At 69.6% G+C, this 25,693-nt stretch carries 19 protein-coding genes; 5 read left to right on the plus strand and 14 right to left on the minus strand.

Features of this window, described 5'->3' with window-relative positions; all coding sequences use genetic code 11:
• Nucleotides 1-318 precede the first annotated feature (318 nt).
• A complete protein-coding gene (locus A6A40_RS09970) occupies nucleotides 319-2,367 on the plus strand; it encodes a putative bifunctional diguanylate cyclase/phosphodiesterase (protein WP_236783629.1) in 2,049 nt (682 codons plus the stop codon).
• Between the two features lie 3 nt (nucleotides 2,368-2,370).
• On the opposite strand, the gene A6A40_RS09975 is transcribed toward A6A40_RS09970, so the two are convergent.
• Nucleotides 2,371-5,136, minus strand: coding sequence for an ATP-dependent DNA helicase (locus tag A6A40_RS09975; RefSeq protein WP_063635250.1), 2,766 nt, complete (start codon nucleotides 5,134-5,136; stop codon nucleotides 2,371-2,373).
• 111 nt (nucleotides 5,137-5,247) lie between these two features.
• Between A6A40_RS09975 and mtgA the strand changes: the two genes are divergently transcribed.
• On the plus strand, nucleotides 5,248-5,922 hold the full coding sequence (gene mtgA / locus A6A40_RS09980) for a monofunctional biosynthetic peptidoglycan transglycosylase (RefSeq protein WP_063635251.1): 675 nt from the start codon (nucleotides 5,248-5,250) through the stop codon (nucleotides 5,920-5,922).
• Nucleotides 5,923-5,947: 25 nt separating this feature from the next.
• Here the strand turns inward: mtgA and A6A40_RS09985 are convergent, their stop codons facing one another.
• From A6A40_RS09985 to A6A40_RS10010, 6 genes are all read right to left on the minus strand, one after another.
• Entirely contained in the window at nucleotides 5,948-6,619 is a 672-nt protein-coding gene (locus A6A40_RS09985) for a ChrR family anti-sigma-E factor (RefSeq protein WP_063635252.1), read from the minus strand.
• A 10-nt stretch (nucleotides 6,620-6,629) separates the two neighbouring features.
• Entirely contained in the window at nucleotides 6,630-7,202 is a 573-nt protein-coding gene (locus A6A40_RS09990; protein WP_063636219.1) for a sigma-70 family RNA polymerase sigma factor, read from the minus strand.
• A 237-nt stretch (nucleotides 7,203-7,439) separates the two neighbouring features.
• Nucleotides 7,440-9,416, minus strand: coding sequence for a molybdopterin biosynthesis protein (locus A6A40_RS09995; RefSeq protein WP_063635253.1), 1,977 nt, complete (start codon nucleotides 9,414-9,416; stop codon nucleotides 7,440-7,442).
• 24 nt (nucleotides 9,417-9,440) lie between these two features.
• Nucleotides 9,441-10,628: a molybdopterin-binding protein gene (locus tag A6A40_RS10000; RefSeq protein ID WP_063635254.1), complete on the minus strand. Its 1,188-nt coding sequence runs from the start codon at nucleotides 10,626-10,628 to the stop codon at nucleotides 9,441-9,443.
• On the minus strand, nucleotides 10,625-11,542 hold the full coding sequence (locus A6A40_RS10005) for a diguanylate cyclase domain-containing protein (protein WP_063635255.1): 918 nt from the start codon (nucleotides 11,540-11,542) through the stop codon (nucleotides 10,625-10,627). The genes A6A40_RS10000 and A6A40_RS10005 overlap by 4 nt, the downstream gene beginning before the upstream one ends.
• Before the next feature lie 8 nt (nucleotides 11,543-11,550).
• A complete protein-coding gene (locus A6A40_RS10010; protein ID WP_063635257.1) occupies nucleotides 11,551-15,444 on the minus strand; it encodes a response regulator in 3,894 nt (1,297 codons plus the stop codon).
• 269 nt (nucleotides 15,445-15,713) lie between these two features.
• Between A6A40_RS10010 and A6A40_RS10015 the strand changes: the two genes are divergently transcribed.
• Complete coding sequence (locus A6A40_RS10015) at nucleotides 15,714-17,072, plus strand: PQQ-dependent sugar dehydrogenase (protein ID WP_063635264.1); 1,359 nt, start codon at nucleotides 15,714-15,716, stop codon at nucleotides 17,070-17,072.
• Nucleotides 17,073-17,100: 28 nt separating this feature from the next.
• On the opposite strand, the gene cowN is transcribed toward A6A40_RS10015, so the two are convergent.
• Nucleotides 17,101-17,397: a N(2)-fixation sustaining protein CowN gene (cowN, locus tag A6A40_RS10020; RefSeq protein WP_063635265.1), complete on the minus strand. Its 297-nt coding sequence runs from the start codon at nucleotides 17,395-17,397 to the stop codon at nucleotides 17,101-17,103.
• 229 nt (nucleotides 17,398-17,626) lie between these two features.
• Between cowN and A6A40_RS10025 the strand changes: the two genes are divergently transcribed.
• Nucleotides 17,627-18,703 (plus strand): IS5 family transposase, encoded by a 1,077-nt coding sequence (locus tag A6A40_RS10025; RefSeq protein WP_063636220.1) that lies wholly within the window; start codon nucleotides 17,627-17,629, stop codon nucleotides 18,701-18,703.
• Between the two features lie 268 nt (nucleotides 18,704-18,971).
• Here the strand turns inward: A6A40_RS10025 and A6A40_RS10030 are convergent, their stop codons facing one another.
• The 6 genes from A6A40_RS10030 to A6A40_RS10055 all read right to left on the minus strand — a co-directional run bounded on the left by A6A40_RS10030 (nucleotide 18,972) and on the right by A6A40_RS10055 (nucleotide 24,542).
• The gene (locus A6A40_RS10030; protein WP_063635266.1) at nucleotides 18,972-20,279 is read right to left on the minus strand and encodes an IS701 family transposase; all 1,308 of its coding nucleotides are present in this window, start codon (nucleotides 20,277-20,279) and stop codon (nucleotides 18,972-18,974) included.
• Nucleotides 20,280-20,358: 79 nt separating this feature from the next.
• Entirely contained in the window at nucleotides 20,359-21,084 is a 726-nt protein-coding gene (locus A6A40_RS10035) for a LytTR family DNA-binding domain-containing protein (RefSeq protein ID WP_063635267.1), read from the minus strand.
• A 22-nt stretch (nucleotides 21,085-21,106) separates the two neighbouring features.
• A complete protein-coding gene (locus A6A40_RS10040) occupies nucleotides 21,107-21,889 on the minus strand; it encodes an RNA methyltransferase (protein ID WP_063635268.1) in 783 nt (260 codons plus the stop codon).
• A 157-nt stretch (nucleotides 21,890-22,046) separates the two neighbouring features.
• Nucleotides 22,047-23,177, minus strand: coding sequence for a UDP-3-O-(3-hydroxymyristoyl)glucosamine N-acyltransferase (gene lpxD / locus A6A40_RS10045; RefSeq protein WP_063635269.1), 1,131 nt, complete (start codon nucleotides 23,175-23,177; stop codon nucleotides 22,047-22,049).
• 94 nt (nucleotides 23,178-23,271) lie between these two features.
• Complete coding sequence (locus A6A40_RS10050; RefSeq protein WP_063635270.1) at nucleotides 23,272-23,736, minus strand: cupin domain-containing protein; 465 nt, start codon at nucleotides 23,734-23,736, stop codon at nucleotides 23,272-23,274.
• 89 nt (nucleotides 23,737-23,825) lie between these two features.
• A complete protein-coding gene (locus tag A6A40_RS10055; protein ID WP_063635271.1) occupies nucleotides 23,826-24,542 on the minus strand; it encodes an OmpA family protein in 717 nt (238 codons plus the stop codon).
• 53 nt (nucleotides 24,543-24,595) lie between these two features.
• Here A6A40_RS10055 and A6A40_RS10060 point away from each other — a divergent pair, with 53 nt between their 5' ends.
• Complete coding sequence (locus tag A6A40_RS10060; protein ID WP_063635272.1) at nucleotides 24,596-25,633, plus strand: DctP family TRAP transporter solute-binding subunit; 1,038 nt, start codon at nucleotides 24,596-24,598, stop codon at nucleotides 25,631-25,633.
• Nucleotides 25,634-25,693 lie beyond the last annotated feature (60 nt).

Consider the following 25,693-nt stretch of genomic DNA (forward strand, 5'->3'; position numbering starts at 1 on the left):
ACCACCATCTATTCCTTGAAGCGGCACCAACCCGCCCACCGCGCTCTTGCCCATCTGCCGTCCGACTCCACGCTTCGGGATCAGCATCAGCCCCAACTGTCCGCGCCCGCCGGCTCTCCGCTACCTTGCCCCCCGAAAACAGTGCGGAGCACGGCCATGTCTGACGGGAACGCTCCAAGCCGGGCGATAGCGTTCCGTCCGGGCAATGATGGAAACCCGCCACCCTTGCGGCGACGATTATCCATTCCTTGGGCCGGCAGCGGGATCGCCGTCAGTCTTTTGTTCTGGATCCTTCTTTTCAGCACCCTCGTAACGCTGGTGTCCACAGCATTGCAGCTCTATTTCGACTTCCGGCGGGAATTGCGCGGAATCGAAGAGCGGTTCGACGAGATACGGCTCAGCACCGTTCCCAGCATGAGCAACAGCCTGTGGGTGGTCGACCACGACCAGCTGCGCCTGCTGCTCAACGGCATCATCCGCCTGCCGCACATACGGATGGCAGAGGTGACAGAGCACAGCGCGACCGCGAAGTCCCCCCTGGTGCTCACGGTCGGCACGGCACAGGAGCGGCCCGGCCTCCATGCCGAAATGCCGCTGACCCGGATGGCGGAGGGGAAGACCCTGACATTGGGGACGCTGCGGGTGGAAGCGACGCTGGACGACGTGTACCACCGTCTGCTGACGACGGCGGAGGTGATCCTGATCAGCCAGGGCATCAAGACCTTCCTGGTGTCCGGCTTCATCCTGTTCATCTGCCACCGGCTGGTGACGCGCCATCTGATCTCCATCGCCGCCAACCTGCGCCGGCATGACCGCCGGTCCTCGCCGCCGCTCCTCACCCTGGACCGGCCGGCGCCGAACAAGCCCGACGAGCTGGACCAGCTGATCCAGTCCTTCAACGATCTGGCCGGCGACCTGTATGCCGCCAATTGCGAACTGGCCGGGGCGAACGCCGCGCTGGAGAACGACATCGCCCTTCGCCGCAGCTATGAGGAGCAGCTGTACCGGCAGGCGCATTTCGACGAGCTGACCGGGCTGGCCAACCGCCTGCTGACCCGCGACCGGCTGGAGCAGGCGATCCTGAACTCCCGGCGCAACCAGCTGCCGTCGGCTCTCCTGTTCATCGACCTCGACAATTTCAAGAACGTCAATGACACGCTGGGACACGAGGCGGGCGATACGCTGCTGCGGGAGGCGGCGAACCGCCTGTCGGTATCGATCAGGCAGGGCGATACCCTTGCCCGCATGGGCGGTGACGAGTTCCTGGTCGTGCTGCCCTGCATCGCCGGCAACGTCGCGGCGCGTGGCATCGCGGAACGGGTGCTGGAAGCCTTCGCCCCGCCCTTCCGGATCTGCGGCCACGATCATTTCGTGACGGCCAGCATCGGCATCGCGCTTTATCCGGCGGACGGGGCCGACGCACCGGAGCTTCTTCGCAACGCCGACCTTGCCCTCTATCGGGCGAAGGAACGCGGCCGAAACCGCTACGAGTTCTTCACCGCCGAGATCAACGAGCGCGTTCAGCGGCGGATCGCTCTGGAAAGCCGCCTCAGGCTGGCCGTTCAGCAGTCGGAATTCGAGCTCCACTACCAGCCGATCGTCCAGGCGGAGGGCCGCCGGCCGGTTGCGCTGGAGGCGTTGCTGCGCTGGCGCCAGCCCGACGGCACGCTGGAGGCGCCAGGGCATTTCATCTGCGTGGCGGAAGAGGTCGGGCTGATCGGGGAGATCGGTGCCTGGGTGATCGAGACCGCGATCCGCGAAACCGCCCAACTGTTCGGCAGGGAGGCATCGGCGCCGCGGGTCGCCGTCAACGTCTCGCCCCGGCAACTGCGCGACCCGTCCTTCGTCATCCGCGTGACGGAGGCGCTCGCCGCCCACGGATTGCCGCCGAACCGCCTGGAACTGGAGATCACCGAAGGCGTCCTGATGGACGAGACGCCGGAGGTGACTGACGCGCTTCACCGGCTGTGCGGCCTCGGCGTCCGCCTCTCCATCGACGATTTCGGCACCGGCTATTCCAGCTTGAGCTATCTGCAGCGCTATCCTTTCGACATGCTGAAGATCGACCGCTGTTTCGTCTCCAACGCCACGGACGGGGCCGCGGCGGCCCGGCTGGTCGAGACCATCATCATGATGGCCCACGGTCTCGGCCTGGAAACCATCGCCGAGGGGGTGGAGACGGAGGAGCAGTTCGGCTTTCTGCAATCGAAGGGTTGCGACCAGATGCAGGGCTATCTGCTGGGCCGGCCAGCCCCGCTGGCCGAGATTGCCGCTCGGTTCCCCGCCGCCGACGCACCGTCGGCAAGACCGCTGGAAATGGCCGCAGGAGATGGCAACGCTTCCGCCCCCGCCCCCTGCGCGGGCTGAGCCTCACCAGCCCCGCAGGAACTCCGCGGTCTCCTCCACCGCCTGCTTCAACCCGACCCGGCGCATTTCCACCCCCTCCGGAAAGGCGCCGGCCAGCCGGCTCGGCATCATGGAGTCGAGCAGGACGAACACGCCGGTGTCGTCGGCGCGGCGGACCAGCCGGCCGAAGGCCTGCTTCAGGCGCAGGCGGGTGATCATGTCCTCGTAGCGCCGGCGGCCGAAGGCGTCGCGCCGGGCGCGGTGGAGAATGTCGGGGCGCGGCCAGGGCACGCGGTCGAAGACGATCAGACGCAAGCTGCGGCCCGGCACGTCCACCCCGTCGCGCACCGCGTCGGTGCCGAGCAGGCAGGCATGCTCCTCGTTGCGGAAGATGTCGATCAGGGTGGAGACGTCGAGCGGGTCGACATGCTGGGCATAGAGCGGGATGCCGACCTGATCCAGCGGTTCGGCGATGCGGTCGCGCACCGCGCGCAGGCGGCTGATCGCGGTGAACAGGCCGAGCCCGCCGCCGCCCGCCGCCAGGAACAGCGACTTGTAGGCCGCCGCCACCTGCCCCAGATCGTCCTTGCGCACGTCGTTGACGACGAAGACGCGGGTGCGGTTCGGATAGTCGAAGGGGGAAGGAACCTGCGCCCGGATCGCCGGGGCCGGCAGATGGCTGGCGCCGCAGCGGTCCTCCGCCGCGCGCCAGTCCTGGCCGATGTCGCCGGTGCCGTCGGTCAGCGTGGCGGAGGTCACCACCAAGCCATGGGCGGGACCGGCCAGCGCCTCGGCGAAGGGAACGGTCGGATCGACCCAATGGCGGTACAGCCCGACATCGATGTCGCGCCCGTCGATCCGCTCAACCGCGAACCAGTCGACGAAATGCGACGGCGTCTCGGTCGGCAGGGTGCGCAGCATGGCGCGCCACGCCTCCACCGTCAGGGTGCCACGGCGGTGCAGGCTGCGCGACAGCGCATCGATGCGACGGCGCTGGTCGGAGTCGAGTTCTGCGCTCTCGTCCTCCAACCGCTGGGCCAGCCGGCGGGCCAGCGCCTCCACCGGTTCGGACAGGCGGACCAGCGCCTGTTCCAGCTCCGCCGCGGCCTCCAGCAGCCCGTCCACCGGATAGGCCTTGTCGGCTTCCAGGCTGTAGGGGCCGCCCTGCCCGGCGGTGCGGGCATAGACCTGCTGACGCGCCAGCAGCAGGAAGCGCTCGGTCGGCCCCTGCGGGTTGTCGGCGGCCAGCCGCGCCGACCAGCCGTCGCCGGGCAGGACGCGGGCGCCCATCAGGATGTCGTCGAGATGGCGCAGCGCCTCCTCGTCATTGGCGACAATGTCCTCCAGCCGGCGTTTCAGGCCGCGGGCGCGGCTGCGCCCGGTCTCCTCCGCACCGAGCAGCCAGCGCCGCAGCTCCTGGGTCTCCCGCCCGGTCAGATGGCCGGCAAAGGCGCTGTCGGCGGCGTCGAAGACATGGTGCCCCTCGTCGAAGACATAGCGGCTGGGCAGGGTCGGCTCCTCGCCGCCGCCAAGCGCCGCCTGCACCATCACCAGCGCGTGGTTGGCGATGACGATGTCGGCGCGCCGCGCCCGGCGCACGCTCTTCTCGATGTAGCAGCGGGCGTAATGGTCGCAGGCGGAATAGATGCACTCGCCGCGGCGGTCGGCCAGTCCCATGGTGGGCCCGCGCCCGGCGATGTCGACCAGCCAGCCGGGGAAGTCGCCGCCGGTCATGTCGCCGTCGCGCGTCGCCGCCGCCCAGCGCGCCATCAACCCGACGCCGACGGCATTGTGCGGCTGGAAGGGCATGGCGCGCACAGCCTCTTCCAGATTCAGCAGACACAGGTAGTTCTCGCGCCCCTTGCGCAGCACCACCTTGCGCGCCTTGGTCGCCGGGTCGGCATAGAGCCGGTCCAGCTCGGCGTCGATCTGGTGCTGGAGGTTGCGGGTGTAGGTGGAAATCCAGACCGTGCCGCCATTCTTCTCCGCCCACACCGTGGCCGGCGCCAGATAACCCAGCGTCTTGCCGACGCCGGTTCCGGCCTCCGCCAGCACGACATTCGGGGTGTCGGGCAGCTGGCGCGGGGCGAAGGCGGCGGACACTGCGCTGGAATAGTCGGCCTGCTGCGGCCGCGGCTCCGCCACCTTGCCCAGCACAGTCGCCGACAGCATGGCGGCGAGGCGCCGGCGCGCCTCCTCCGGGTCCACCGGGTTCTGGGCGGGCGGCGGCGGGGGAGCGCCCTCCTCCCACTCCTTGATGCGGGTCCAGACGCGCAGGCCCGAGCGGGCGGCCCCCTTCTCCGGCCCATCGGGCTTGCCGAGTGCGGCCAGCACCGCGGGCGCCCAGGGCCAGCCGGCGCGTCCCATCTCCCAGGCGAAGGCGACGGGGTCGGAGGATTCCTCCCGTCCGGCAGCGCCAAGGTCGCCCAGCAGCCGGCGCACCGCGCGCTGCAGGGCCAGGGCCTCCGCCTCATGCCCATCGGGGGTGGGCAGGTCGAGCGCCTCGGCGATGCCGCGCGGGGTGGGGACGCAGAAGCGGGCGGGATGGACGAAGGCGAACAGCTCCAGCACATCGAAGGCCGGGAAGCCGTCGATGCCCAGCCGGCGGGCGAAGGCGCGGGCATGGCAGACCAGCGGCGGCTGGCGGCGCACCTTCGACGCGGCGGCGGCCAGCGACAGCTCCTCCACCTCGCCGTCTAGCGTCAGCGACACGACGCGGCGCGCGCCGGCCACCATGGCGGGCGCGTCGTCCAGGCTGTGCATCGGGGTGGGGTCGGCGGTGAGGTCCATCGGCGGCACTATATGGCGGCGAAGCGCCCCAAAGCGAGCGCCGCTTGTTGACCCGCCGCCGCCTCACCCCCATTGAGGGGTGTCGCGGAATCAGGGCGGAGACGGTGCGGGATGCGGACGCTGTTGCGCTGGGCGCTGATCGGAGCGGCGGGACTGGTCGCCTTCACCGTCCTATGGGCGGCGCTCTACCGGATCGTACCGCCGCCGGCAACGCCGCTGATGCTGATCCGGGCGCTGGGCGGCTCCGGCCTGTCCCGCGACTGGGAACCGCTGGAGCGCATCTCGCCCTCGCTGGTGGATGCGGTGATCGCGTCGGAAGACAGCAATTTCTGCGGCCATGGCGGCTTCGACTGGGCTGCCATCGAGGGCGCCTTCGAGGACAACGAGGAGGGCAAGCGCCTGCGCGGCGGCAGCACCATCAGCCAGCAGACCGCCAAAAATGCCTTTCTCTGGCCCGACCGCAGCTGGACCCGCAAGGGAGCGGAGGCCTGGTTCACCCTGCTGATCGAAGGGCTGTGGACCAAGCGCCGCATTCTGGAGGTCTATCTGAACATCGTGGAGTGGGACGACGGCGTCTATGGCGCGGAGGCCGCGGCGCGGCACCATTTCGGCAAATCCGCCGCGGCGCTGACCCGGCGCGAGGCGGCGCTGCTGGCCGTGGTGCTGCCCAGCCCGCGCAACTGGTCGCCCACCCGCCCCGGCCCCTATGTCGCCCGGCGGGCGGGGGTGATCGAGCAGCGGATGGCGGTGGTGCGCCGCGACGGTCTGGCCGACTGCACCCGGTAGCGACGGCCCGCGGACGGTCTCCGTTTCAGAACTTGATGAAACGGTTCAACAGCCGCCCCACCGGCCCGGTCAGCCGCAGGCCGCCGATGGTTGTGGCGAGGCAGAGGCAGCCCTCCGGGTCGGATACCGGCCGGTGGACCAGCGATGGATCGCCGATGGCGAGGTCGCCGGGCAGGAAGGCGCCGAATTCGTCGGAGAAGCCGCCCTCCAGCACCACGGTCAGCTCGATGCCGCCATGGGTGTGCCGGGGCACGCCGACGCCGCCCTTCATGCGGATCAGCCGCGTCGTCCCGTTGGGGCCGGACAGCAGATCCAGGCCGCGCATGCCCGGCTGCAGAAAGCGCCAGCCCTCTTCCGCGATCCGTCCGTCGCGGCCGAGACGTCCGCGCAGATAGCTGCGCAATGGCTCGGGATAGCGCGACTGCTCTGCGGACGGCTTCGGCACGGGACGGCAGGGCGCAGGCCGCTCATGGTCCAGACGGGCCATCAGCGCCTCCAGGCAGCCGTTGGACAGCGGTTCCGGCTCCAGTTCATCGAGCAGGGCGCCGCCGATCGCCTCCATCTCCGCCACCCCGTGGCGGCAGGCGGGGCAGAAGGCCAGATGGATCGCCACGGCCAGCGAGGCGCCTTCGCACAGGGCGCCGCCGGCATAATCGATCAGCAGGGTGTCCCCCGGATGGTGGCTCGGCCGAATCATCGGAAATGCCTCATCCCATATCCCTCAGCGACCGGCGCAGGCGTTCCATCGCCAGACGCAGGCGCGATTTGACGGTGCCCAACGGGATGCCGTGCTCGGCGGAGATGACGCTGTGCGGCTTGTCCTCGAAATAGGCCATGCGCAGCAGTTCGGCCTGTTCGGGCGGCAGGTCCTTCAATGCGGCACGCAGGCGGCCGCTGCTTTCCTTCGCCTCGATCCGGCGGTCGGCGGCCTCCTGGGGTTCGGGGACCAGGGCCGGATCGTCGGGATCGATCTCCGGCCGCTGCTCGCGGCGCAACACGTCGATCCGCTTGTTGCGCGCGATGGTGAACACCCAGGTGCCGGCGGAGGCGTGGATCGGATCGTAGGTTTCGGCACGACGCCAGACCAACAGCATGACCTCCTGAACAAGTTCTTCAGCGGCGGCGGAATCGCATCCCAACCGGCGCAGATACGTCTTCAGCCGTGGCGCGAAATGGTCGAACAGAACCCCGAATGCCTGACGGTCCCGCTCGCGCCCGACGGCGACGAGCAGGTCTTCCAGACTGGGGGCCATGTCGGCCGCGGGGGTGTGGTCCTGCATGGACCCATTCAAGGGGAACATCGGCCGCTGCACAAGCCAGGGATGGCACCCATTCCCGGAATTCACGGCACCGGCCTAGTTTTCAGACCTCCGTCGCCACCCCTTGACACCCCCGAGCGTCACGCCAGCCTGTATGTCGCATCGTGATCTGCAGTACGCAACCACCCGTCCGTTGGATCACGAAGAATTCCAATTCAAAGGATTTTATCCGGATTTGCCGGGCGAGCCCGCCGGACTCTATCGCAGGAAGCTCATGGCACGCAGGGCCTCCGCCACGTCCGGCCTATCCAGCGCCTCGACGAAGCGGCGGACGGCGGGACGGTCGCGGCGGGCGGCGGGAACGACGAAGTCGTAATGCTCCTCCTGCAGCGGCAGGAAGCCCAGTCCGTAGAGGGTCGCGGCCGTCTCGATGGCCACACCCCAGTCGGCACGGTTCTGCGCCACCGCAACGGCGACGGCATTGTGCGACTTGGCCTGAGTCCAGTAGCCGGTCGGCCGCGCCGGCCCCAGCAGCCGGTCGGTCAGGATGCGGGTGCCGCTGCCGGCATTGCGGTTGATCAGGATGCAGTCGGCCAGACCGGCGACGGCCGCCGCCGCCTCGGCCGCCGTCCTGCCCTCGAAACGCGGATCGCCGCGGCGGAAGACGATGCCCTGCATCCGGCGGTAGCCGGCGACCAGCTCCAGCCCCGGCGCCAGGAAGGGCATGTTGTAGGTGCCGGTGGCGGGATCCATGAGATGGACCGGCGCGATGTCGCACTCGCCCCGCCGCGCCGAAGCCAGCCCGCCCATCGAGCCGACATTCAACGCCTTCACCGTCATCCCTTCCCCGATCAGGCCGCCGAGCACGGCGTTGAGGCCGATGCACTGGCTGCCCACCACGATCAGATCGGCCGGGGCCACCGCCCGGCCAAGCAGATGGACGGACACCGGCGTGCCCGCCTCCACCGCCTCCGCCTGCGCGTCGATGGCGAGGAAGCCATCGGCATGGCTGAAGGCGGTGACGGCGCCCGATCCCTTGGACAGCGGATAGGCCGCCAGCGTGTCCCCATCGGCGCCATGGACCAGCGAAACCATGACATATTCGGTGCGCCCACGTTCCGATCCCAGCCGCACCGGCAGGGTGGCCGGCACCTCCTCCGCCGTCGCGGGCGGCAGGCCGGCCATGGCGCGGATCACCGGCGCCACGAAGCTGTGGAAGGTGAACATGGCCGAGGTCGGGAAGCCCGGCAGGATGACCACCGGCTTGCCGCCGGTCACCGCGAGGCACAGCGGCTTGCCGGGCTTCAGCGCCACGCCATGGGCGACGATGCCGGGATCCTTCAGCTGCGCCACGATGCGGTGGGAGCGGTCGCCCGCTCCTTTCGAGGTGCCGCCCGACAGCAGCAGCGCGTCGCACTGCAGCCCTTGGGCAACCAGCCGCTCCAGCGCCCCGTCCTCGTCCGGAGCGATGCCCAGCGGCACCGGCTCGGCCCCCAGCTCGGTCACAGCGGCGGCCAGGATGGCGCCGTTGCTGTCATAGACCGCGCCGGTGCGGATCGGTTGGCCGGGCGCCACGATCTCGTCGCCGGTGGACAGGATGGCGACGCGCGGGCGGCGCACCACGGCGACCTCCGCCAGCCCGATGGCGGCGAGAACGCCGATCTCGCGCGAGGTCAATGTCTGGCCCCGGCGCAGCACCACCTCGCCCCGGCCGATGTCGGACCCGGCGGCAGCGACGAAGGCGCCGGGGGTGGCGGGCCGGGTCAACGTGACGAACAGGCCGTCGGGCCGCTCCACCGCTTCCGTCGTCTCCACCATCACCACCGCATCGGCGCCGCGCGGCAGCATGCCGCCGGTGGCGATCACCGTGGCGGTTCCGGGCTCCACCGTCAGGTCGGGGGCATGGCCGGCGGCCAGCACCTCGTCGTTCAGGCGCAGGGCGACCGGATCGTCCTCCGCCGCACCCGCCGTATCGGCGGCTCGCACGGCGAAGCCGTCCACCACCGAGCGGTCGAAGCCGGGAACGTCCACCTCCGCCACCACGTCGGCCGACAGCACGCGGCCGAGGGATGCGGACAGCGGCACCCGCTCCTCCCCCCGCGGGGACAGGTCGAGATGGCGATGGAAGCGGGCGCGCGCCTCCTCCCCGCTCACCACCTCCAGGAACTGGTCCTGGCGGGCGGCCAGGGCGACGAAACGGCGGATGTCCTCGCGGCTGCGGTCGGAACTGTGCACGCGGCAAATCCTTGAAGAGTCGAATCAGGCGAAACGATACATGGTGACCGCGCCGCCGTCCGGCACGCCTTCGCTGTCCGCCCCGATCAGGACGAAGCCATCGGCCCGAGCCGCCGCCGCCAGTCCCGGCCAGCCGGGCGAGGCGACCGGTTCCACCCTGCCCCCATCGTCCAGCCGCACCCGGTGCAGGTCGACACAGCCGATCTCCGAAACCAGCTTGCGCACGGTCACCGCCTGAACGGTGGCATGGGGCAGCCCGGCGGGCAAGCCGGCGGCATGCCGCACCGCCCGCCCGGCCAGCAGCTCGTAAGCCGCCAGCGCCGCCATCGGTTCGCCCGGTATCAGCAGCACGGGACCGCCGGCGGCCTGTCCCAACCCGGCACTGCCGCCCGGCCGCATGGCGATGCCGTGAAAATCCAGGCTGCCGGCCTTCGCCAGGGCGGGTGGCGCCACATCGTCCGGACCGGTGCCGGTGCGGCCAGCCGACAGGATCAGGTCGGCGCCGGGCCGGGTGAAGGCGTCAGCCAGTGCGTCGATGTCGGCGGGCAGCGGGGCGACCGCCTCGACAGTGCCGCCGTCGCGCCGGACCAGCGCGGCCAGCATGTCCCCCAACTGCTCCGCCGCACCGGCCTTGGGACCGCCGGCCAGCAGGATCCGCACCCGCGGCGCCGGCAGGACCGGCAGGATGCGATGCCCGGCGGCGGCAAGCAGCCCGAGGTCGGCGGGGCGCAGGCGCCGGCCGGCCGGCAGCAGCGGGCTTCCGGCCGCCATCCAGGCGCCCCGGCGCTCCACTCCGCTGCCGGGTGCCACGGCATCGACCGCCTCGACGACAGGGCCGGCGGCCTGAGCCGCCTCATAGGGGATCACCGCGTCGCAGCCCGGCGGCAGCGGATCGCCGGCCACCACCGCGAGCGCGCCCGCCAGCGGCACCGGATTGTAGGAGCCGGCCCCCAGCGTATCGGCCGCCGCCACGGCATAGCCGTCCGTCGCGGCGCGGGCGGACGGCGGCCAATCGCCCAGCGCCGCGACCGCTTCCGACAGCACCAGAGCGCCGCACTCCGCCAACGGCAAAGGCCGGGCGGATGGCGGAGCGATCCGGCCATCGATCCAGGTCCAGGCGGCGTCCAGCGTCGACCGGCGGGAGAAGCCGCGGCCACGGACATCGCGGAACGACGGTGCAGCAGGCGAAGTGGCGGAGGGCGGGGCGGTCACAGCGCCGGCACCGTTGCGTCCTGCACGCGGTTGCGGCCGGCGCGCTTGGCACGATAGAGCAGCTGGTCGGCAATCTCCGCCAGCCGGTCCGGGCTGCCGGCGGCGGACGGGATCACCGTGGCGACGCCGAGGCTGATGGTGACGAAGGGGGCGACGGGGGACTGGGCATGCGGGATGCGCCGTTCGGCCACGCCGGCCCGGAGGTCTTCGGCGACGCGGGTGGCGCCGGGACCGTCGGTCTCCGGCAGCAGGCAGACGAACTCCTCCCCGCCATAGCGGGCGACCAGGTCGCTCGGCCGCCTCGTCCTCTCCGACAGCACCTCGGCCACCACGCGCAGACATTCGTCGCCGACCTGATGGCCGTACTGGTCGTTGTAGGCCTTGAAATGATCGACATCGAGGATGATGAGCGACAACGGCAGGTGCGCACGGGCGCAGCGCCGCCATTCGCGGGACATCGCATCGTCGAAGCGTCGGCGGTTGGCGATGCCGGTCAGCCCGTCCAGGAAGGACAGGCTGCGCAGCAGATCGGTCTGGCGTTTCAGCAGCAGGTGGTTGCGCACCCGCGCCTTCACGATGGGCGGGCTGATCGGCTTGGTGATGAAGTCGATGGCCCCGACCTCCAGCCCGCGGGTCTCGTCCTCCACCTCGCTCTTGGCGGAGATGAAGATGACCGGGATGTCGTGGGTGGCGGGGTCGCCCTTGATGCGGCGGCACACCTCGAAGCCGTCCATTCCCGGCATCATGATGTCCAGCAGGACAAGGTCGGGCATCCGAACCTGGACCAGATCCAGCGCCTTTTCACCGTCCGTGGCGAAATAGATGTCGTACTCGTCCTTCAGGATGCGGCTGAGCACATGGACGTTGGACGGGATATCGTCCACCACCAGGATTTTCGGGCGGAGTTCGGCCATGGCAGCGTTCAGACCGTCGGTAACGGAAGGCCGAGGTCACGCGCGATCTGCTGCACGATTCCAAGCGCCCTGATGAAATCCAGACCGTCGATGGCGGATGAGAGCCCCTTCATCGTCGAGGGATCGACCGAATCCGCCAGCAACGGTGCCAGCATAGCGAACTCTTCCGCCGCTGCGAAGTTACTGTCATGTAACAATATTGCGAACTGCGGCAGCTTTTCCGCCAATTCCTTGCGGCTTTTTGCCGACCGTCCGGAATCGCCGCCGTTTCCCGCATTCCCGGTGCCCACCGGCTCCACCGCCAGCAGTGCGGCACTCTCCAGCACCAGGGCCAGTTCGGCGTGCAGCACCGGCAGTTGGGCACCGGCAGCGCCGGCATCGCCTAAATGCGCGGCGATCTGCACCGCGTCGGCGGCGGCTGACAGGCGCACCGCGCCGACATTGCCGGCGACGCTTTTCAGTTCATGCGCAACGCCCTTGGCGGCCGTCAGGTCGTCGCTGTCCAGGGCCGCAGAGATCCGATCGGCGACATCGCGGTAATCCGACGCGAACCGGCCGATGAAGCGGTGGAGCAGCCCGACATCGCCGCCAAGACGGTTGAGCGCGTCGTCCAGATCGATGCCCGGCAAGTCGCTCGGCAAATCCTCTGCCGAACGGTCCGACACCGCCACGGTCAGCTTGGAGCCGCCGTGGGAGGCCGCGGCGGTCAGCATGGTCTGGCCGCGCGACGGGATCGGTCCGGGGGCGCAGGGCGTGCAAGGCCGGACCGCCAGCAGCGGCGGCCCGATCCAGCGGGTCAGCGTGGCGAACAGTTGCGGCAGGTCGAGCGGCTTCGGCACATGGGCATTCATTCCATTGTCCAGGCAGCGCTGACGGTCGGCGGGCAGGGCGCTGGCGGTCATCGCGATGATCGGCAGACGCTGCCCGCCCGGCAGCGCACGGATCGCCGCGGTCGCCGCGAATCCGTCCATGTCCGGCATCTGCACGTCCAGCAGAACGGCGTCGAAGGGCTGGGCGGCCGCACGCACGCAGTCCACCGCCTGCCGCCCGGTGGCGGCCACGGTGACGGCCGCCCCTGCCCGCTCCAGGATCTCGCGGGCCACCTGCTGGCTGATGGCATTGTCGTCGGCCAGCAGCAGCCGGCGGCCGTGCAGCGCCCGGCTGCCATCCCAGGCGTCCCCGGAAAGCCCGCCGGCCGCGCGGCCGCCACCCTCCGCTTCGGATCGAAGCGTGGGAAAGGACGGAGCCGGAAGGGCGGCGGGCAGACGGACGCCCTCCCCTTGCGGCTCCGTCCGGGCATAGGCGACGGTGACGGCGTCGAGCAGGGTGGAGGCGGTGACCGGCTTCACCAGGAATCCGGCGGCTCCGGTTTCCTCGAACCGGGCGCCCAGCCGGTCGCGGCCATAGCCGCTGATGACGATGATCATCGGGGTCCCGGCGCGGGCATCGGCGCGGATGCGGCGCGCCGCCTCGATCCCGTCCATTCCCGGCATCTTCCAGTCCATCAGCACGACGTCATAGGGGTCGCCGGCCGCCGCCGCCCGCTCCAGCTCGTCGATGGCGGCCTGCCCGTCGGCACAGGCGGTCACCGCCCAGCCGAAGGCGGCGGCGATCTCGCTCAGCACCTCGCGCGCGGTGGCGTTGTCGTCCACCACCAGAACCGTCAGGTCGCGCGGAACCTGACGCGGCAGCCGTCCGGCCGGTCCGGCCCCGCTCCCGATCCCCGCCCCGTTTCCGGCATGGCAACCGAACTCCGCATGGAAGCGGAAGACGCTGCCCTTGCCGAACTCGCTCTCCACCTCCATGGCGCCGTTCATCAGCCGGACCAGCCGCGCGCAGATGGCCAGCCCCAGCCCGGTGCCGCCGAAGCGCCGGGTGGTGGAACTGTCGGCCTGGCTGAAGGCCTGGAACAGCCGTTCGCGCTGCTCCGGCGCGATGCCGATGCCGGTGTCGCGCACGGCAAACTCCAGCACGGCGCGGTCGTTGGAGAGCGAATGGACCCTGACCGCCACCACCACCTCGCCGGTCTCGGTGAACTTGATGGCATTTCCGGCGAGGTTGATCAGGATCTGCTGCAAACGCAGCGGATCGCCGATCAGGTCCAGCGGCACGTCCGGCGCCACGGAGAACAGGACGTCGATGTCCTTTTCCTGCGCGGCGGAACCGACGATCACCGCAAGCGTCTGCAGCAGGTCGTCCAGGCGGAAATCGACCCGCTCCAGTTCAAGCTTGCCGGCCTCCACCTTGGAGAAGTCGAGGATGTCGTTCAGGATGCCCAGAAGCGACTGCGCCGACACCCGCACCTTGTGCACGTAGTCCGCCTGACGGTCGGTCAGTTCCGTCTGCTGAAGCAGGTGGATCAGTCCGAGGATCGCGTTCATCGGCGTGCGGATCTCGTGGCTCATGTTGGCCAGGAACTCGCTCTTGGCGCGGCTCGCCGCCTCCGCCGCCAGCCGGGCGCGCTGCATCGCCGCTTCCGCCCGCTTGCGCTCGGCGATCTCGTGGAAGACCAGCACCGCCCCCTCCACCTTGCCGTCGGCCAGCATGGGCGAGGCGGTGTATTCCACCAGGAAGGGCTTTCCGGCCTTGGTCCAGTAGGTGTCCTCCAGCCCGCGCCTGTCCTCGCCGTTCAGCAGCACCGCAGTCACCGGGCACTCCAGCGCCGGGAAGGGCGATCCGTCGGCGCGGCGGGAATGGATCAGCGCATGCAGGTTGCCGCCCAGAAGCTCTTCGTTGGCATAGCCGGTCAACACGGAGGTGGCGGGATTGGCGAAGGTGATCCGCCCCTGGCGGTCGATGCCGCAGATGCTGTCCGATGCGGAATGAAGGATCAGGTTCAGACGGCGGTTGGCGCTGGCGAAGGCCTCGTTGGCGGACTCCAGCTCCTGCTTCTTGGCATCGAGTTCTGCGTTGGTGTCGGCCAGCCGGCGGCGGCCGGCCACCTCGCGCTCCAGACTGCGCAGGGCACCATAGGCCAGTCCGGCGCAGGCCAGAACGGCCAACCCGACCAGGACGCCGCCCCGGACCGCCCGCTCCCGCCAGCCCGCCAGTTCGGTCCGTTCCGACAGGGCGACGAAGACGACCAGCGGCAGGGTCGGCACCCGCTGATAGGACAGGATGCGCATTGCTCCCGGCACGGGCCCTTCCGCCTCGAAGGTCTCGGTGGCGGCATCGACGGCATGGCGCAGCACGATCCTGCCGTCCGGCCCGTCCAGCGGCTCGCTGTCGGGGAAGCGCAGCACCGGCTTGCCGTCGGAGCGGTAGACCGCAACCGCCGAACCGGCGCCGAGATCCAGGCTTTCATACAGCTGGCTGTAATAGTCGAGGTCGATGTTGGCGTGGACGACGCCGCGGAAACGGCCGTCCCGCAGGACCGGCCGGCTGACCGTGAAGGACTGCGCCCCGCTCAACCGGCCGGTGATCCGCTCGCCGACATGGAATTCGGCGCCTTCGCGGTGAGCCTGGAAATAGGGGCGGTCGGCGACATTGCCAGGAGGCACGGGAAACTGCCGGCTCGACAGGACGCTGTCGCCCGTGGGGCCATGGACCCACAGGGCCGCGATCTCCGGCAGATTGTCCACCATGTCGCGGACGGTGATCCACGCCTCGCGATTGATGTCCAACCCCGGCATGCCGTAGCGGTCGATGAGGTCCTGGCTCCGCCGGATGGCAAGGTCGGCGGTGGCGACCGTCCGCCGCACATGCTCCTGCATGAGCCGAGCCGACGCCTGCGCCCGCTCCTGCGCATGGCGCAGCGTCTCCGTCCGGTCGGCCCAGACCACATAGCCCCAGAAACCGATGCCCAGCACTGCGATCAGCGAAAAGGCGGCGGCAAGCAGCAGGCGGGGGCGGGCGGGCGACAGGGCGAGTGCCGCGGCGTCGATCGCGTTTCTGTCCATCATTGCCGAACCGCCGCTGCACCGCTGCCGTCGACCGGCGCCCACCGCCGACCTTTCCGCCTAGATCGGGCGGAGTATGATCTGGCGCGCTCGGCGACCGCAAGCAACTTGATCGACGCAACGGTGACGTTGGGGACATCCGGCGCTTGCGGGGGACCCCGACGGTACAGCCCCCCTTGCACCGCCTGCCTTCGCGAGCGTCAAGCGGCATCGTGCCCCATATTTGTCATGCCGCCCGCTTCCGCTCCCGCCCCGTTGAAAGCGCCCGATCGATGGCCGACCGCCGCCCCGCTCCCGTCAAGCTCCTCCCAACCGGCCTGTTGGGCGCCGGCTTGTTGGCTCTGGCGGTCTGCGCCCTGCCGGCCGCGCCGGCACCGGCCCAGTCGGCGATGACTGGGCCGGTGCGGACGGACCCGATGCAGACGGTCGGCGCCGAGGTGCATGTGCGGATGGAAACACTGCCCAAGCCATACGCCACGCCCGCCGTCGCCAACGAGGCCGTGCTGGTGCCGCGCCGTGCCGGCCAGCCGCTGCGGGCGCCGCGCGGCTTCACGGTCAGCCTGTTCCGAGACGGGGTGGAGAATGCGCGCAACCTGCTGGTCCTGCCGAATGGCGACGTGCTGGTGGCCCAGCAGCGGCCCGGCTCCCTGACCCTGCTGCGCGACGGCGACGGCAACGGCCATGCGGAAATGGCCCGGATCTGGGCGGAGGGATTCGACCGTCCCTTCGGCCTCGCCTTCCATGACGGTTCGGTCCTGGTCGGCGACCTGAACGGGGTGTGGCGGCTGCCCTGGACGGCCGGGACCGTGCAGGCGGGCGAGCGGCGGCGGCTGACCCCGGAGGGCGCCTTCGGCAAACCCGGCGGCCACGATACCCGCTCTGTCGCGGTGGCGCCGGACGGCCGGCATTTCTACGTCGGCATCGGGTCGGAGGGGAACATCGGGGTGGAGCCGGAGCCGCGCGCCACCATCCAGGAATTCCGCATCGACGGCAGCGGCCAGCGCCTGTTCGCCGCCGGATTGCGCAACCCGGTCGGCCTCGCCTTCAAGCCGGGCACCAACGATCTCTATGCCGTGGTGAACGAGCGTGACGGGTTGGGCGACCAGTTGGTCCCCGATTTCCTGACCTCGGTGGCACCCGGCGGCTTCTATGGCTGGCCCTATTCCTACATCGGCGCCAACCCGCAGCCGGATCTGGCGGGGCGGCGGCCCGATCTGGTCAAGGCGGCTCTGGTGCCGGGACTGTTGTTCCAGGCCCATTCCGCGCCGATCGGCCTGGTCTTCGGCGACGCCACCCATTTCCCGGAGCGCTACCGCATGGGCGCCTTCGTGGCCCTGCGCGGCTCTTGGAACAGGTCCCGCCCCACCGGATACGCCATCGCCTTCGTCCCCTTCGACACCGCCCCCTTCGACAGGAACCGCCCGACCGGCACCTATGAGACCTTCGTCACCGGATTCCGCATCGACAGCCGGTCGGACGGCGACGAAACCCCGCGGGTGTGGGGCCGGCCGAGCGGTCTGGCCGTCGCCGCCGACGGCGCCCTGCTGATCGCCGAGGATGCCTCCGGCACGGTCTGGCGGGTGGCCTATGCCGCGGCCGACCGGGAACCGGAACCGGCCGTCAAGCCCTGACCGCGCGCCCGACCGATCCACGACGCCGTCAGCAGCACTCGTCCTCCAGCCGGCGCAGCATCGCCAGCCCCTCCTCGTCGGCCTGCTCCTCGAACAGGTCGGCGATGTAATAGATGTTGGCGCAGAGCAGACACAGTCCGTCGGCCTGCCGCTTCAGCGGGTCCCCGGCGACCGCCAGCTTGGCACGGAACCGCTCCCAGAAGGCGTTGGTCTTGGCCGGATCGTCGATGTGCATGTACAGCCGTTCGACGATGCGGCGGCTGTTGCCCTCGCAGTCGATTCCCTTGAACGAGACGTAACGGTCGGGCGAGTCGATGCTGTCCACGGGATGGGGCCTCCTCATTCCGGTTGCCAGGGGTGGGGAACATGGCGGCGATCCTTCCCTGCCCGCGCCCCTGCCCGCAAGCCGCGCTGCACAAGCGGCGGTCCACCGGCGCGAACGGTGGCATTGCTGCGTGAATGGAGACGGCTAACAGGACGCGGAAAAAGGGCTGTTCTCGGCAGTTCGGTCGTGATTCCCTTGGGTCGTTGAGAACGCGGCCGGTGAGGGTATGATGCGGGGATCGGACGAACGCAGCGAGGGTCTTTTCAGCTACGTGAGCTGCGAGGCTCGGGTTCCGGCCGATCATCCGCTGCGGTCGATCCGTGCCATCGTGGACGAGGCGCTGGAGGTTATGTCGCCGGCGTTCGAGGGGCTGTACTCCAAGATCGGGCGGCCGTCGATCCCGCCGGAGAAGCTGCTGCGGGCTTTGCTGCTCCAGGCCTTCTACTCGGTGCGCTCGGAACGCCAACTGATGGAACAGCTCGACTACAACCTGCTGTTCCGGTGGTTCGTCGGCTTGTCGATGGACGCCCCGGTGTGGGACGTCACCGTGTTCACCAAGAACCGGGAGCGTCTGCTGGCCGGCGACGTGGCGGCCAAGTTCCTGGCCACCGTGCTGGGCCAGCCGAAGGTCAAGGCGCTGCTGTCTGACGAGCATTTCTCGGTGGATGGCACGCTGATCGAAGCCTGGGCGTCGGTGAAGAGCTTCCGGCCCAAGGATGGCAGCGGCGAGCCGCCGGGGCCGGGGCGCAACGGCGACCGCGACTTCCATGGTGAGAAGCGGTCCAACGAGACCCATGCCTCGACCAGCGATCCCGAGGCCCGACTGTACCGCAAGGGAAATGGGCAACCGGCGAAGCTGGCCTTCATGGGCCACGCGCTGATGGAGAACCGAAACGCCCTGGTGGTGGATGTCCGGCTGACGGCGGCCACCGGTCTGGCTGAACGCGAAGCGGCGGTGTCCATGGTCGAGGCCATCCCCGGCCGCCACCGCGTCACGGTGGGCGCCGACAAGGCTTACGACACCAAGGATTTCGTGGCCGACCTGCGCGAGTTGGGTGCAGCCCCCCATGTCGCGCAGAACACGAGCAACCGCCGTTCGGCGATCGACTGCCGGACCACCCGCCACCCTGGCTACGCCGTGTCCTTGCGAATCCGCAAGCGGATCGAGGAGGTGTTCGGCTGGATCAAGGGGGCCGGGTTGCGCAAGACCCGCCATCGCGGCACGGCCCGTGTTGGCTGGATGTTCACGCTGACCGCTGCCGCCTACAACCTGATCCGCCTGCCCAAGCTGCTGGTGGCAGCATAATCACGCCCGGAGTCCGCCTGAACGGCGGCTCTGTGAGCCTCAGAGCGCGAAAAGGAACCCCATTCCGATAAAAACGGCTGTCGGAAACCCCATTTCCAAGCCTCAGCCGAGGCAAAAAGCCGGAATATGTTCGTTTTTCCGCAGCCTGCTAATTCTACTGTGTCATAAAGTTCGCAATTGATGGCAGCATGGACATCGCTGAAGGGTCCTGGCGAGCATTCTGGCGATTGCGATGCGCAGGGTGGCGATGGACGTCGGGATGTGTCGCTCAGGGCGGGGCGGCGGCCCCGCGGGGTCGGAAGCTTTCGGGAAGGTCAGGCGCTTGGAGGCGCCCGGAGGGAGGTGGTCCTGAGGGGGGAATCGCCGCCCGTTCCCTGATCAGGAAACCGTAGGCGGCGATGCACAGCGTCGCGTGATGGTGGAATCCGCGCCAGCCCCGGCCCTCATAATGGCCAAGGCCGAGCTCCTGCTTGAGTTCGAGGTAATCGCGTTCGATGCGCCACCGCAACTTGGCGGTCTCCACCAAGGCGTCGAGCGACATTGTCTCCGGCAGCGTCGACAACCAGTACTTGGTCGGCTTCTCTTCATCCTCGGGCCATTCGATCAGCAGCCACTCCTCCGGGCGACGCACCGCCCGCTCCTCGTCGCGGTGCGCGGCGTGAACGCGAACGGCGGCGAAACGGGAGGCCAGCGGCGCGTTCGTGCCTTCCCGCCACGTCACGGAACGCCAAGCCTCCGGCGCCAACCCTTCGGCCAGAGCCTTTACCGAGATCGGTTCATGTCCAGGGGCGCGGCGCAGGAGCTTTGGCGGCCGCCCCTTGCCGCTCCACGGCTTGGGCGGCAGCGGTTCCACACCGGGCGGCCAGACGGTCAGCGAGGACTGGACTCCGGCGACGTAGGTCAGCCCCAGCGCGGTCACGCCTTCGCGCAGGGCGGTGTCGTTGCCGTAGCCCGCGTCCATCAGGACCACGCCCGGCGGCAGACCCGCCGCCATGGCCGTGCGGATCTGGTCCAGCGCGATGGCCGGCTTGGTCTGGAAGAGGACCCCGTCCGGTACGCCGGTCCGCACCCGGCGCTCCGCGTCGCCGGCCCATGTCTCCGGTAGGTAAAGCCGGAAGGCGACGGGAAGGCTGGCGTAGTCGGTTGCCAGCGACAGCGACACGGCAACCTGACAGTTGTCCTGCTTGCCGATCTGGCCGCAGTACTGGCGCGTCACGCCAACGGAGTGGCGGCCCTTCTTCGGCATGCCGGTGTCGTCGATGATCCAGGCGCGGACCGGGCCGCGTTCCAACAGCGCCGGCAAAACCAGATCGCGCACCCCGGCCAGCACTGCGGCATCCTCCCAGGCCGCCTTGGCAACAAAATGGTGCAAGGACTGATGGGCGGCGCCGACACGTCCCGGCTCCACCCGCGCGGCCATCGGCTCGACACTCTTGCGGTCGCCTGGAAGGATCAATCCGGTGCAATAGGCACGAAACGGCGCCGCGCGATCAGCGTGACCCAAAGCCGGAGACAGGCGATCGACATACGCCGCGAACCGTGATTCGATGCCGCCTGCGGTGCCAAGGGGATCCATACCGCCTCTCTGAACGAAGCATGAATCCTCTTACTACAACGAACCGCTGTCCCATTCCAGGTTTTATGACACAGTAGAACTAAAGCGCCAGCCGCTTCTTCAGCGCGTCGGCCCGGTTGCGGCTGACCGGCACGCGGGGGGCGCCGGGGGCGGCCATGACGAAGGCGGCACGGCCGTCCTGCCGCTCCACCGCGCGGGCATGGCGCAGATTGACGATGTAGCCGCGGTGGGTGCGCACGAAGGACCGGGCGTCGAGCCGCGCCTCCAGCTCCGACAGGGGCAGTCCGCAGAAGAAGGCGCCGTCGGCGGTGTGGACCGTGGTGTAGTGGCCGTCGGCCTGCAGATAGACGGCATCCGCCGGGTCGAGCAGCACGATGCCCTGCCCCTTTTCCACCGGCAGCTTGACCAGCGGCTCGGCCGGCGGTCGTGAAAGCGGCTGCGATTCCTGCGCGTCGGGCGTGATGGGACGCGCCGCCTCCATCAGCATCAGGGCGGTGACGGCACTCCCGTCCGCCACGGTCGCGGCGGGCGCCAGCGCGGTCGCCTTCACCACCAGAACCCGGCCGGGCAGCGCCACCATCATCGAACAGGCCGAGGCGGGTGCGGCCGGATCGCCCGCCGCCGCCAGCAGCAGGTCCACCTTCGCCCGGTGCGAGGGCGGGTGCAGGTCGTGCAGACAGGCGCCGATCAGCCCGGTCGCCCGCTCCCCCAGCAGCCGCACCGCCGCCGGGTTCACGGCCAGCACCTGCCGGGCACCGTCCAGCAGCACCAGCCCGACGTCCATGTTCTGCAACGCATAGTCCATGGACGCCCACTATAGCGGCGATTCAGTCCTGGTTCTCGCCTTTCCGCCGGCTGCCCTGCACCAGGGCGGCGACGACGCCGTGGAAGGTGCGCACCTCCTGCTCGGTCATCTCCATGCGCTCGAAGGCGTTGCGCAGGGTGCGGACCATTGAGGGGCGCTTCTCCTCGCTGGTGAAGAAGCCGGTGCGGTCCAGCGCCGCCTCCAGCCGCTCGAAGAAGTTCACCCGCTCCGCCATCGTCGCCGGGCGGGTCTGGCCGGTGTGCAGGAAGCGGTCGGGCGTGCGGTCGCCGGCCTGGAACCACTCGTAGCCGATCAGCAGGACCGCCTGCGCCAGGTTGAGCGAGGAAAAGGCGGGATTCAGCGGCACGGTCACCAGCGTCTGGGCGAAGGTCAGGTCGTCGTTGACCAGCCCGGTCCGCTCCGGCCCGAACATCACCCCGACCTTCTGCCCGGCGGCATAACGCTCCCGCATCTCGCCCGCCGCGACGCGCGGGGTGACGAAGCGCTGGATCATGTCGCGGGTGCGCACGGTGGTGGCGTAGACCGCCTCCAGATCGGCGACCGCATCGGCCGTCGTCTCGAAAATCTTCGCGTTGTCGATGACGAGGTCGGCGCCCGATGCCGCGGCGCTTGCCTTCGGATTCGGCCAGCCGTCGCGCGGCTTGACGAGGCGCAGGTCGGTCAGCCCGCAATTCAGCATCGCGCGCGCGCAGGCGCCGATGTTCTCGCCGAGCTGCGGCTGCACCAGGATGACGGCGGGGCCGCCGAGGATGGACTCACGCGTGGGGTTCTGGCCGGAGGTCATGGGACGTAAGTTCGTTTGAGGTGAAGTGCTGAGGCCCCCTCCCTAACCCTCCCCCACCTTCGGTGGGAGAGGGAACTGCCGCCGCTCTGCGACTAACTCCCTCTCCCGCGTTAGCGGGGGAGGGTTGGGGAGGGGGCAATCCGGACCCGAGCGCCGCCTATTCTTGCTGTTCCCCCTTCTCCGCCTCGACCTTCACCGGGCCGCCGTCGATGGCGGTCAGGCGCTTCTTCAGGTCGGAGACGTCGGCGAACAGGCGCTTCAGGCGGGCGAGGCCCTTGTATTGTTCGAAGGCGCGGGCGCGCGGAACGGCGGGATAGCCCATCCACACCGACTTCGGCGGGATGTCCATGCCGACGCCGGAATTGGCGGCCACCACAGCGTCGCTGCCGATCTTCACATGGTCGGCGACGCCGACCTTGCCGGCCAGCACCACGCGGTCGCCGATCACCGTGCTGCCGGCGATGCCGACATGGCCGCACAGCATGCAGTTGGTGCCGACCTGGACGTTGTGGCCGATCTGGACGAGGTTGTCGATCTTGGTGCCGCTGCCGATGCGGGTGGCCGTCACCGTGCCGCGGTCGATGGTGGCGCCGGCCCCGACCTCGACGTCGTCGCCCAGGATCACCGTGCCGATGGAGTTCACCCGGCGGATCAGCACGTTGGTGCCGACGACGCGGCCGGTGGACTTGGCCGATTCGACGCTGCCCGGTTCCGGCGTGACGAAGCTGAAGCCGTCGTTGCCCACGGCGGCGTTGGGATGGATGATGCAGCGGACGCCCATCTCCACCCGTTCGCCGATGCGGGCGCCGGGGTGCAGCAGACACCCCTCGCCGATCACCGCATCGGCGCCGACGGTGACGTGCGGCAGGACGATGGCGCCGGCCCCGATGCGGGCGCGCGGTCCGATATAGGCGAAGGGGGCGATGGAGGCATCCGGCGCCACCACCGCGTCGGGCGCCACATAGGCCTGCGGCGACACCCCCGGTTCGGCATGGACCGGCTTCTCGAAGAGGTCGAGCATCCCGGCCATGGCATAGCGCGGGCGCTTCACCACGATGCGGTTTTCGATGCCGTCCGGCACCTCGACCCCCTCGGCCACCACCGCGGCGACCGCCTTGCTGCCGGGCAGCAGGGCCAGCAGGTCCTTGTCCATGGCAAGCGCCAGATCCTCCGGCCCCTCCGCCTCCGACGGGTGGACGGCGCGGCGGATCAGGATGGAGCCGTCGCCTTCGACCGCGGCGCCCAGCGCTTCGGCGATCTCGGTGAGGGTACGGGGGGCCTGGGTCATGATGGGACGCACCGGTGTCGGAGTCTTGCACGGGGGCCGTCCTGGCAGACGGCGCGGCGGACCCTAACACGGGCGTCCGGGCGATGGCGAGCTGTCAGAACGCGGCTCCGGCCTGCGCATCCGCTGCCTGCCCGCCCTTGTTCCCCGGACGCAGCCAGCCCTTCACCCGCTCCTTCACCCGCCGCAGCAGCGGCTGGCGCGCCTGGACCGCATAGTATTTGCGCACCGTCTCCAGGATCTCCCAGGTGCCGGTGAATCCCATCGGCAGGACCAGCGCGTCGCCGGCCCGGTATTCCCGCGGGGTTCCCCCCTCCGGCGTGATGATGACGCGGCCGGACAGCAGGACGCAGAACTCGTGATAGGGCCAGTCCCTCATCGCCACGACGCCCGGCGTGCACTGCCACACACCCGATTTGAAGCGGCCATGGTCGCCGTCGAACAGGTTGCGGTGGATCTCCTGCGGCTGGCCGGACAGGATGGCGCCGAAGACCGCCGGCTTGCCGATCTCGTCATCGGCGATGCGGCGGCTTTCGATCGGCACGGGGGTGAAATCGGGCATCGGCACTCCCGGTCTGGACGGTGTGAGGTGTCGGCGGCGCTCCAGCGCAACACCGCAAGCCTTCTAAGGTTCCCGGCAGGATCGAAAAATCAGCCGCCCAGATTGACGATCTCCACCCGCCGGTTGGCCGCCGCCTTCGGGTCGTCGGGCAGCAGCAGCTCCCGCGCGCCCATGCCCGACGCCTCCAGACGGTCGCCACGGATGTGGTGTCGGGTCGCCAGATACTCGACCACCGCCGCCGCCCGCCGCCGGGACAGGGCGAGGTTGGCCGCGTCGCCGCCGACGGCGTCGGTGTGGCCAACGATGCGGAAGCGCGTGTTGCCCGCCGCCGCCATCACCGCGGCCACCTTGTCGAGGATCGCCTGCGACTCCGGCTTGACGCGGGCGGAGTTGAAGTCGAACTCCACCCGGAAGGCGGCGCGCAGTTCGGGCGCCGGCAACGCGGCCGGTCCCGGCAGCCGCGGCAGCGTCACCGGGCCGGGAGGAGCGGCAACGCCTGCGGGGGGCGGTGCCGCGGGGCGCTGCATCGCCACCGGCGGGCAATTCGGGCCGGTGCTGCCGAGCAGTGCCGCTTGAATCTCGCATTCGCTGGGGTTCGGCCCCATCGGCATGGCCGGGTTCGGCATCGTCTGGGCAAGGGCCGCCGCCGGCAGAAACAGCCAGACGCAAGCGCCGAGAATCGGGCCGAGCTGCGTGGCCGCACCGCGGCTCGGCCGCATGGCCAGATTGCGGCTCAGCCGCATGGCCGCATTGTTCGGACCGCGGACGGTGGTGTCACATTGCCCGTGGAACAGTCCTGCGTGCATCTGTACCATCCCGGTCCGTATCTTTCGTGTAGGGCGCTTGGGAGGAAACAAGCATGAAATCGCTGAAGGCTCTGCTCGCCGGCATCGCGCTGGCCGCGCTGACGGTTCCCGCCGTGCTGGCCGGTTCTGCGACCGCTGCCGACTACAAGGCGGAGTACAAGCTTTCCACCGTTCTGGGCAAGCCTTTCCCCTGGGGTGTGGGCGGCGACCGCTGGGCCGAACTGGTCAAGGAGAAGACCAACGGCCGCATCACCATCAAGATGTATCCCGGCAGCTCGCTGGTGAACGGCGACCAGACCAAGGAATTCACCGCGCTCCGCCAGGGCACCATCGACATGGCGGTCGGCTCCACCATCAACTGGTCGCCGCAGGTGAAGGAGCTGAACCTTTTCTCCCTGCCCTTCCTGATGCCGGACCATAAGGCGCTGGATGCCCTGACCAAGGGCGAGGTGGGGAAGAAGCTGTTCGACCTGCTCGCCACCAAGGACGTGGTGCCGCTGGCCTGGGGCGAGAACGGTTTCCGCGAAATCTCCAACTCCAAGCACCCGATCCGCACGCCGGCCGACCTGAAGGGGCTGAAGATCCGCGTCGTCGGCTCGCCGCTCTATCTCGACACCTTCACGGCTCTGGGCGCCAACCCGACGCAGATGAGCTGGGCCGACGCGCAGCCGGCGCTGTCCACCGGTGCGGTCGACGGCCAGGAGAATCCGCTGACCATCTTCGTCGCCGCCAAGCTGGCGACGCTGGGCCAGAAGAACCTGACGCTGTGGGGCTATGTCGCCGACCCGCTGATCTTCGTGGTCAACAAGGAGGTCTGGAACAGCTGGTCGAAGGAGGACCAGGAGGCCGTGCGCGCCGCCGCAATCCAGGCCGCGGCCGAAGAGGTCGCCCTCTCGCGCAAGGGCATCACCGCCGAGGACGACAGCCTGCTGAAGGACATCGCCGCCCAGGGCGTCGAGGTCGTCCGGCTGACTCCGGACCAGCAGAAGGCCTTCCAGACCGCCACCCAGCCGGTGTTCGACAAATGGGCCAAGCAGATCGGCCCCGATCTGGTGAAGGCGGCACAGACCGCCATTGCCGAGCGCAAGTAAGCGCGTCTTCGCCCGCATGACAAAAAACGGCGCTCCCCGAAGCGCCGTTTTTCATGGCCG

This window comes from Azospirillum humicireducens (genome assembly GCF_001639105.2).
Taxonomy (GTDB): Bacteria; Pseudomonadota; Alphaproteobacteria; order Azospirillales; family Azospirillaceae; genus Azospirillum; species Azospirillum humicireducens.

Coding starts and splice junctions, on each gene's coding strand:
- A6A40_RS10030 (WP_063635266.1), bottom strand. CDS start 20,279: ATGGATCCCCTTGGCACCGCAGGCGGCATCGAATCACGGTTCGCGGCG.
- lpxD (WP_063635269.1), bottom strand. CDS start 23,177: ATGACCCAGGCCCCCCGTACCCTCACCGAGATCGCCGAAGCGCTGGGC.
- A6A40_RS10040 (WP_063635268.1), bottom strand. CDS start 21,889: ATGACCTCCGGCCAGAACCCCACGCGTGAGTCCATCCTCGGCGGCCCC.
- A6A40_RS10025 (WP_063636220.1), top strand. CDS start 17,627: ATGCGGGGATCGGACGAACGCAGCGAGGGTCTTTTCAGCTACGTGAGC.
- A6A40_RS09990 (WP_063636219.1), bottom strand. CDS start 7,202: ATGCAGGACCACACCCCCGCGGCCGACATGGCCCCCAGTCTGGAAGAC.
- mtgA (WP_063635251.1), top strand. CDS start 5,248: ATGCGGACGCTGTTGCGCTGGGCGCTGATCGGAGCGGCGGGACTGGTC.
- A6A40_RS10010 (WP_063635257.1), bottom strand. CDS start 15,444: ATGATGGACAGAAACGCGATCGACGCCGCGGCACTCGCCCTGTCGCCC.
- A6A40_RS10005 (WP_063635255.1), bottom strand. CDS start 11,542: ATGGCCGAACTCCGCCCGAAAATCCTGGTGGTGGACGATATCCCGTCC.
- A6A40_RS10055 (WP_063635271.1), bottom strand. CDS start 24,542: ATGCACGCAGGACTGTTCCACGGGCAATGTGACACCACCGTCCGCGGT.
- A6A40_RS10060 (WP_063635272.1), top strand. CDS start 24,596: ATGAAATCGCTGAAGGCTCTGCTCGCCGGCATCGCGCTGGCCGCGCTG.
- A6A40_RS10035 (WP_063635267.1), bottom strand. CDS start 21,084: ATGGACTATGCGTTGCAGAACATGGACGTCGGGCTGGTGCTGCTGGAC.
- A6A40_RS09985 (WP_063635252.1), bottom strand. CDS start 6,619: ATGATTCGGCCGAGCCACCATCCGGGGGACACCCTGCTGATCGATTAT.
- A6A40_RS10050 (WP_063635270.1), bottom strand. CDS start 23,736: ATGCCCGATTTCACCCCCGTGCCGATCGAAAGCCGCCGCATCGCCGAT.
- A6A40_RS10015 (WP_063635264.1), top strand. CDS start 15,714: ATGGCCGACCGCCGCCCCGCTCCCGTCAAGCTCCTCCCAACCGGCCTG.
- A6A40_RS09975 (WP_063635250.1), bottom strand. CDS start 5,136: ATGGACCTCACCGCCGACCCCACCCCGATGCACAGCCTGGACGACGCG.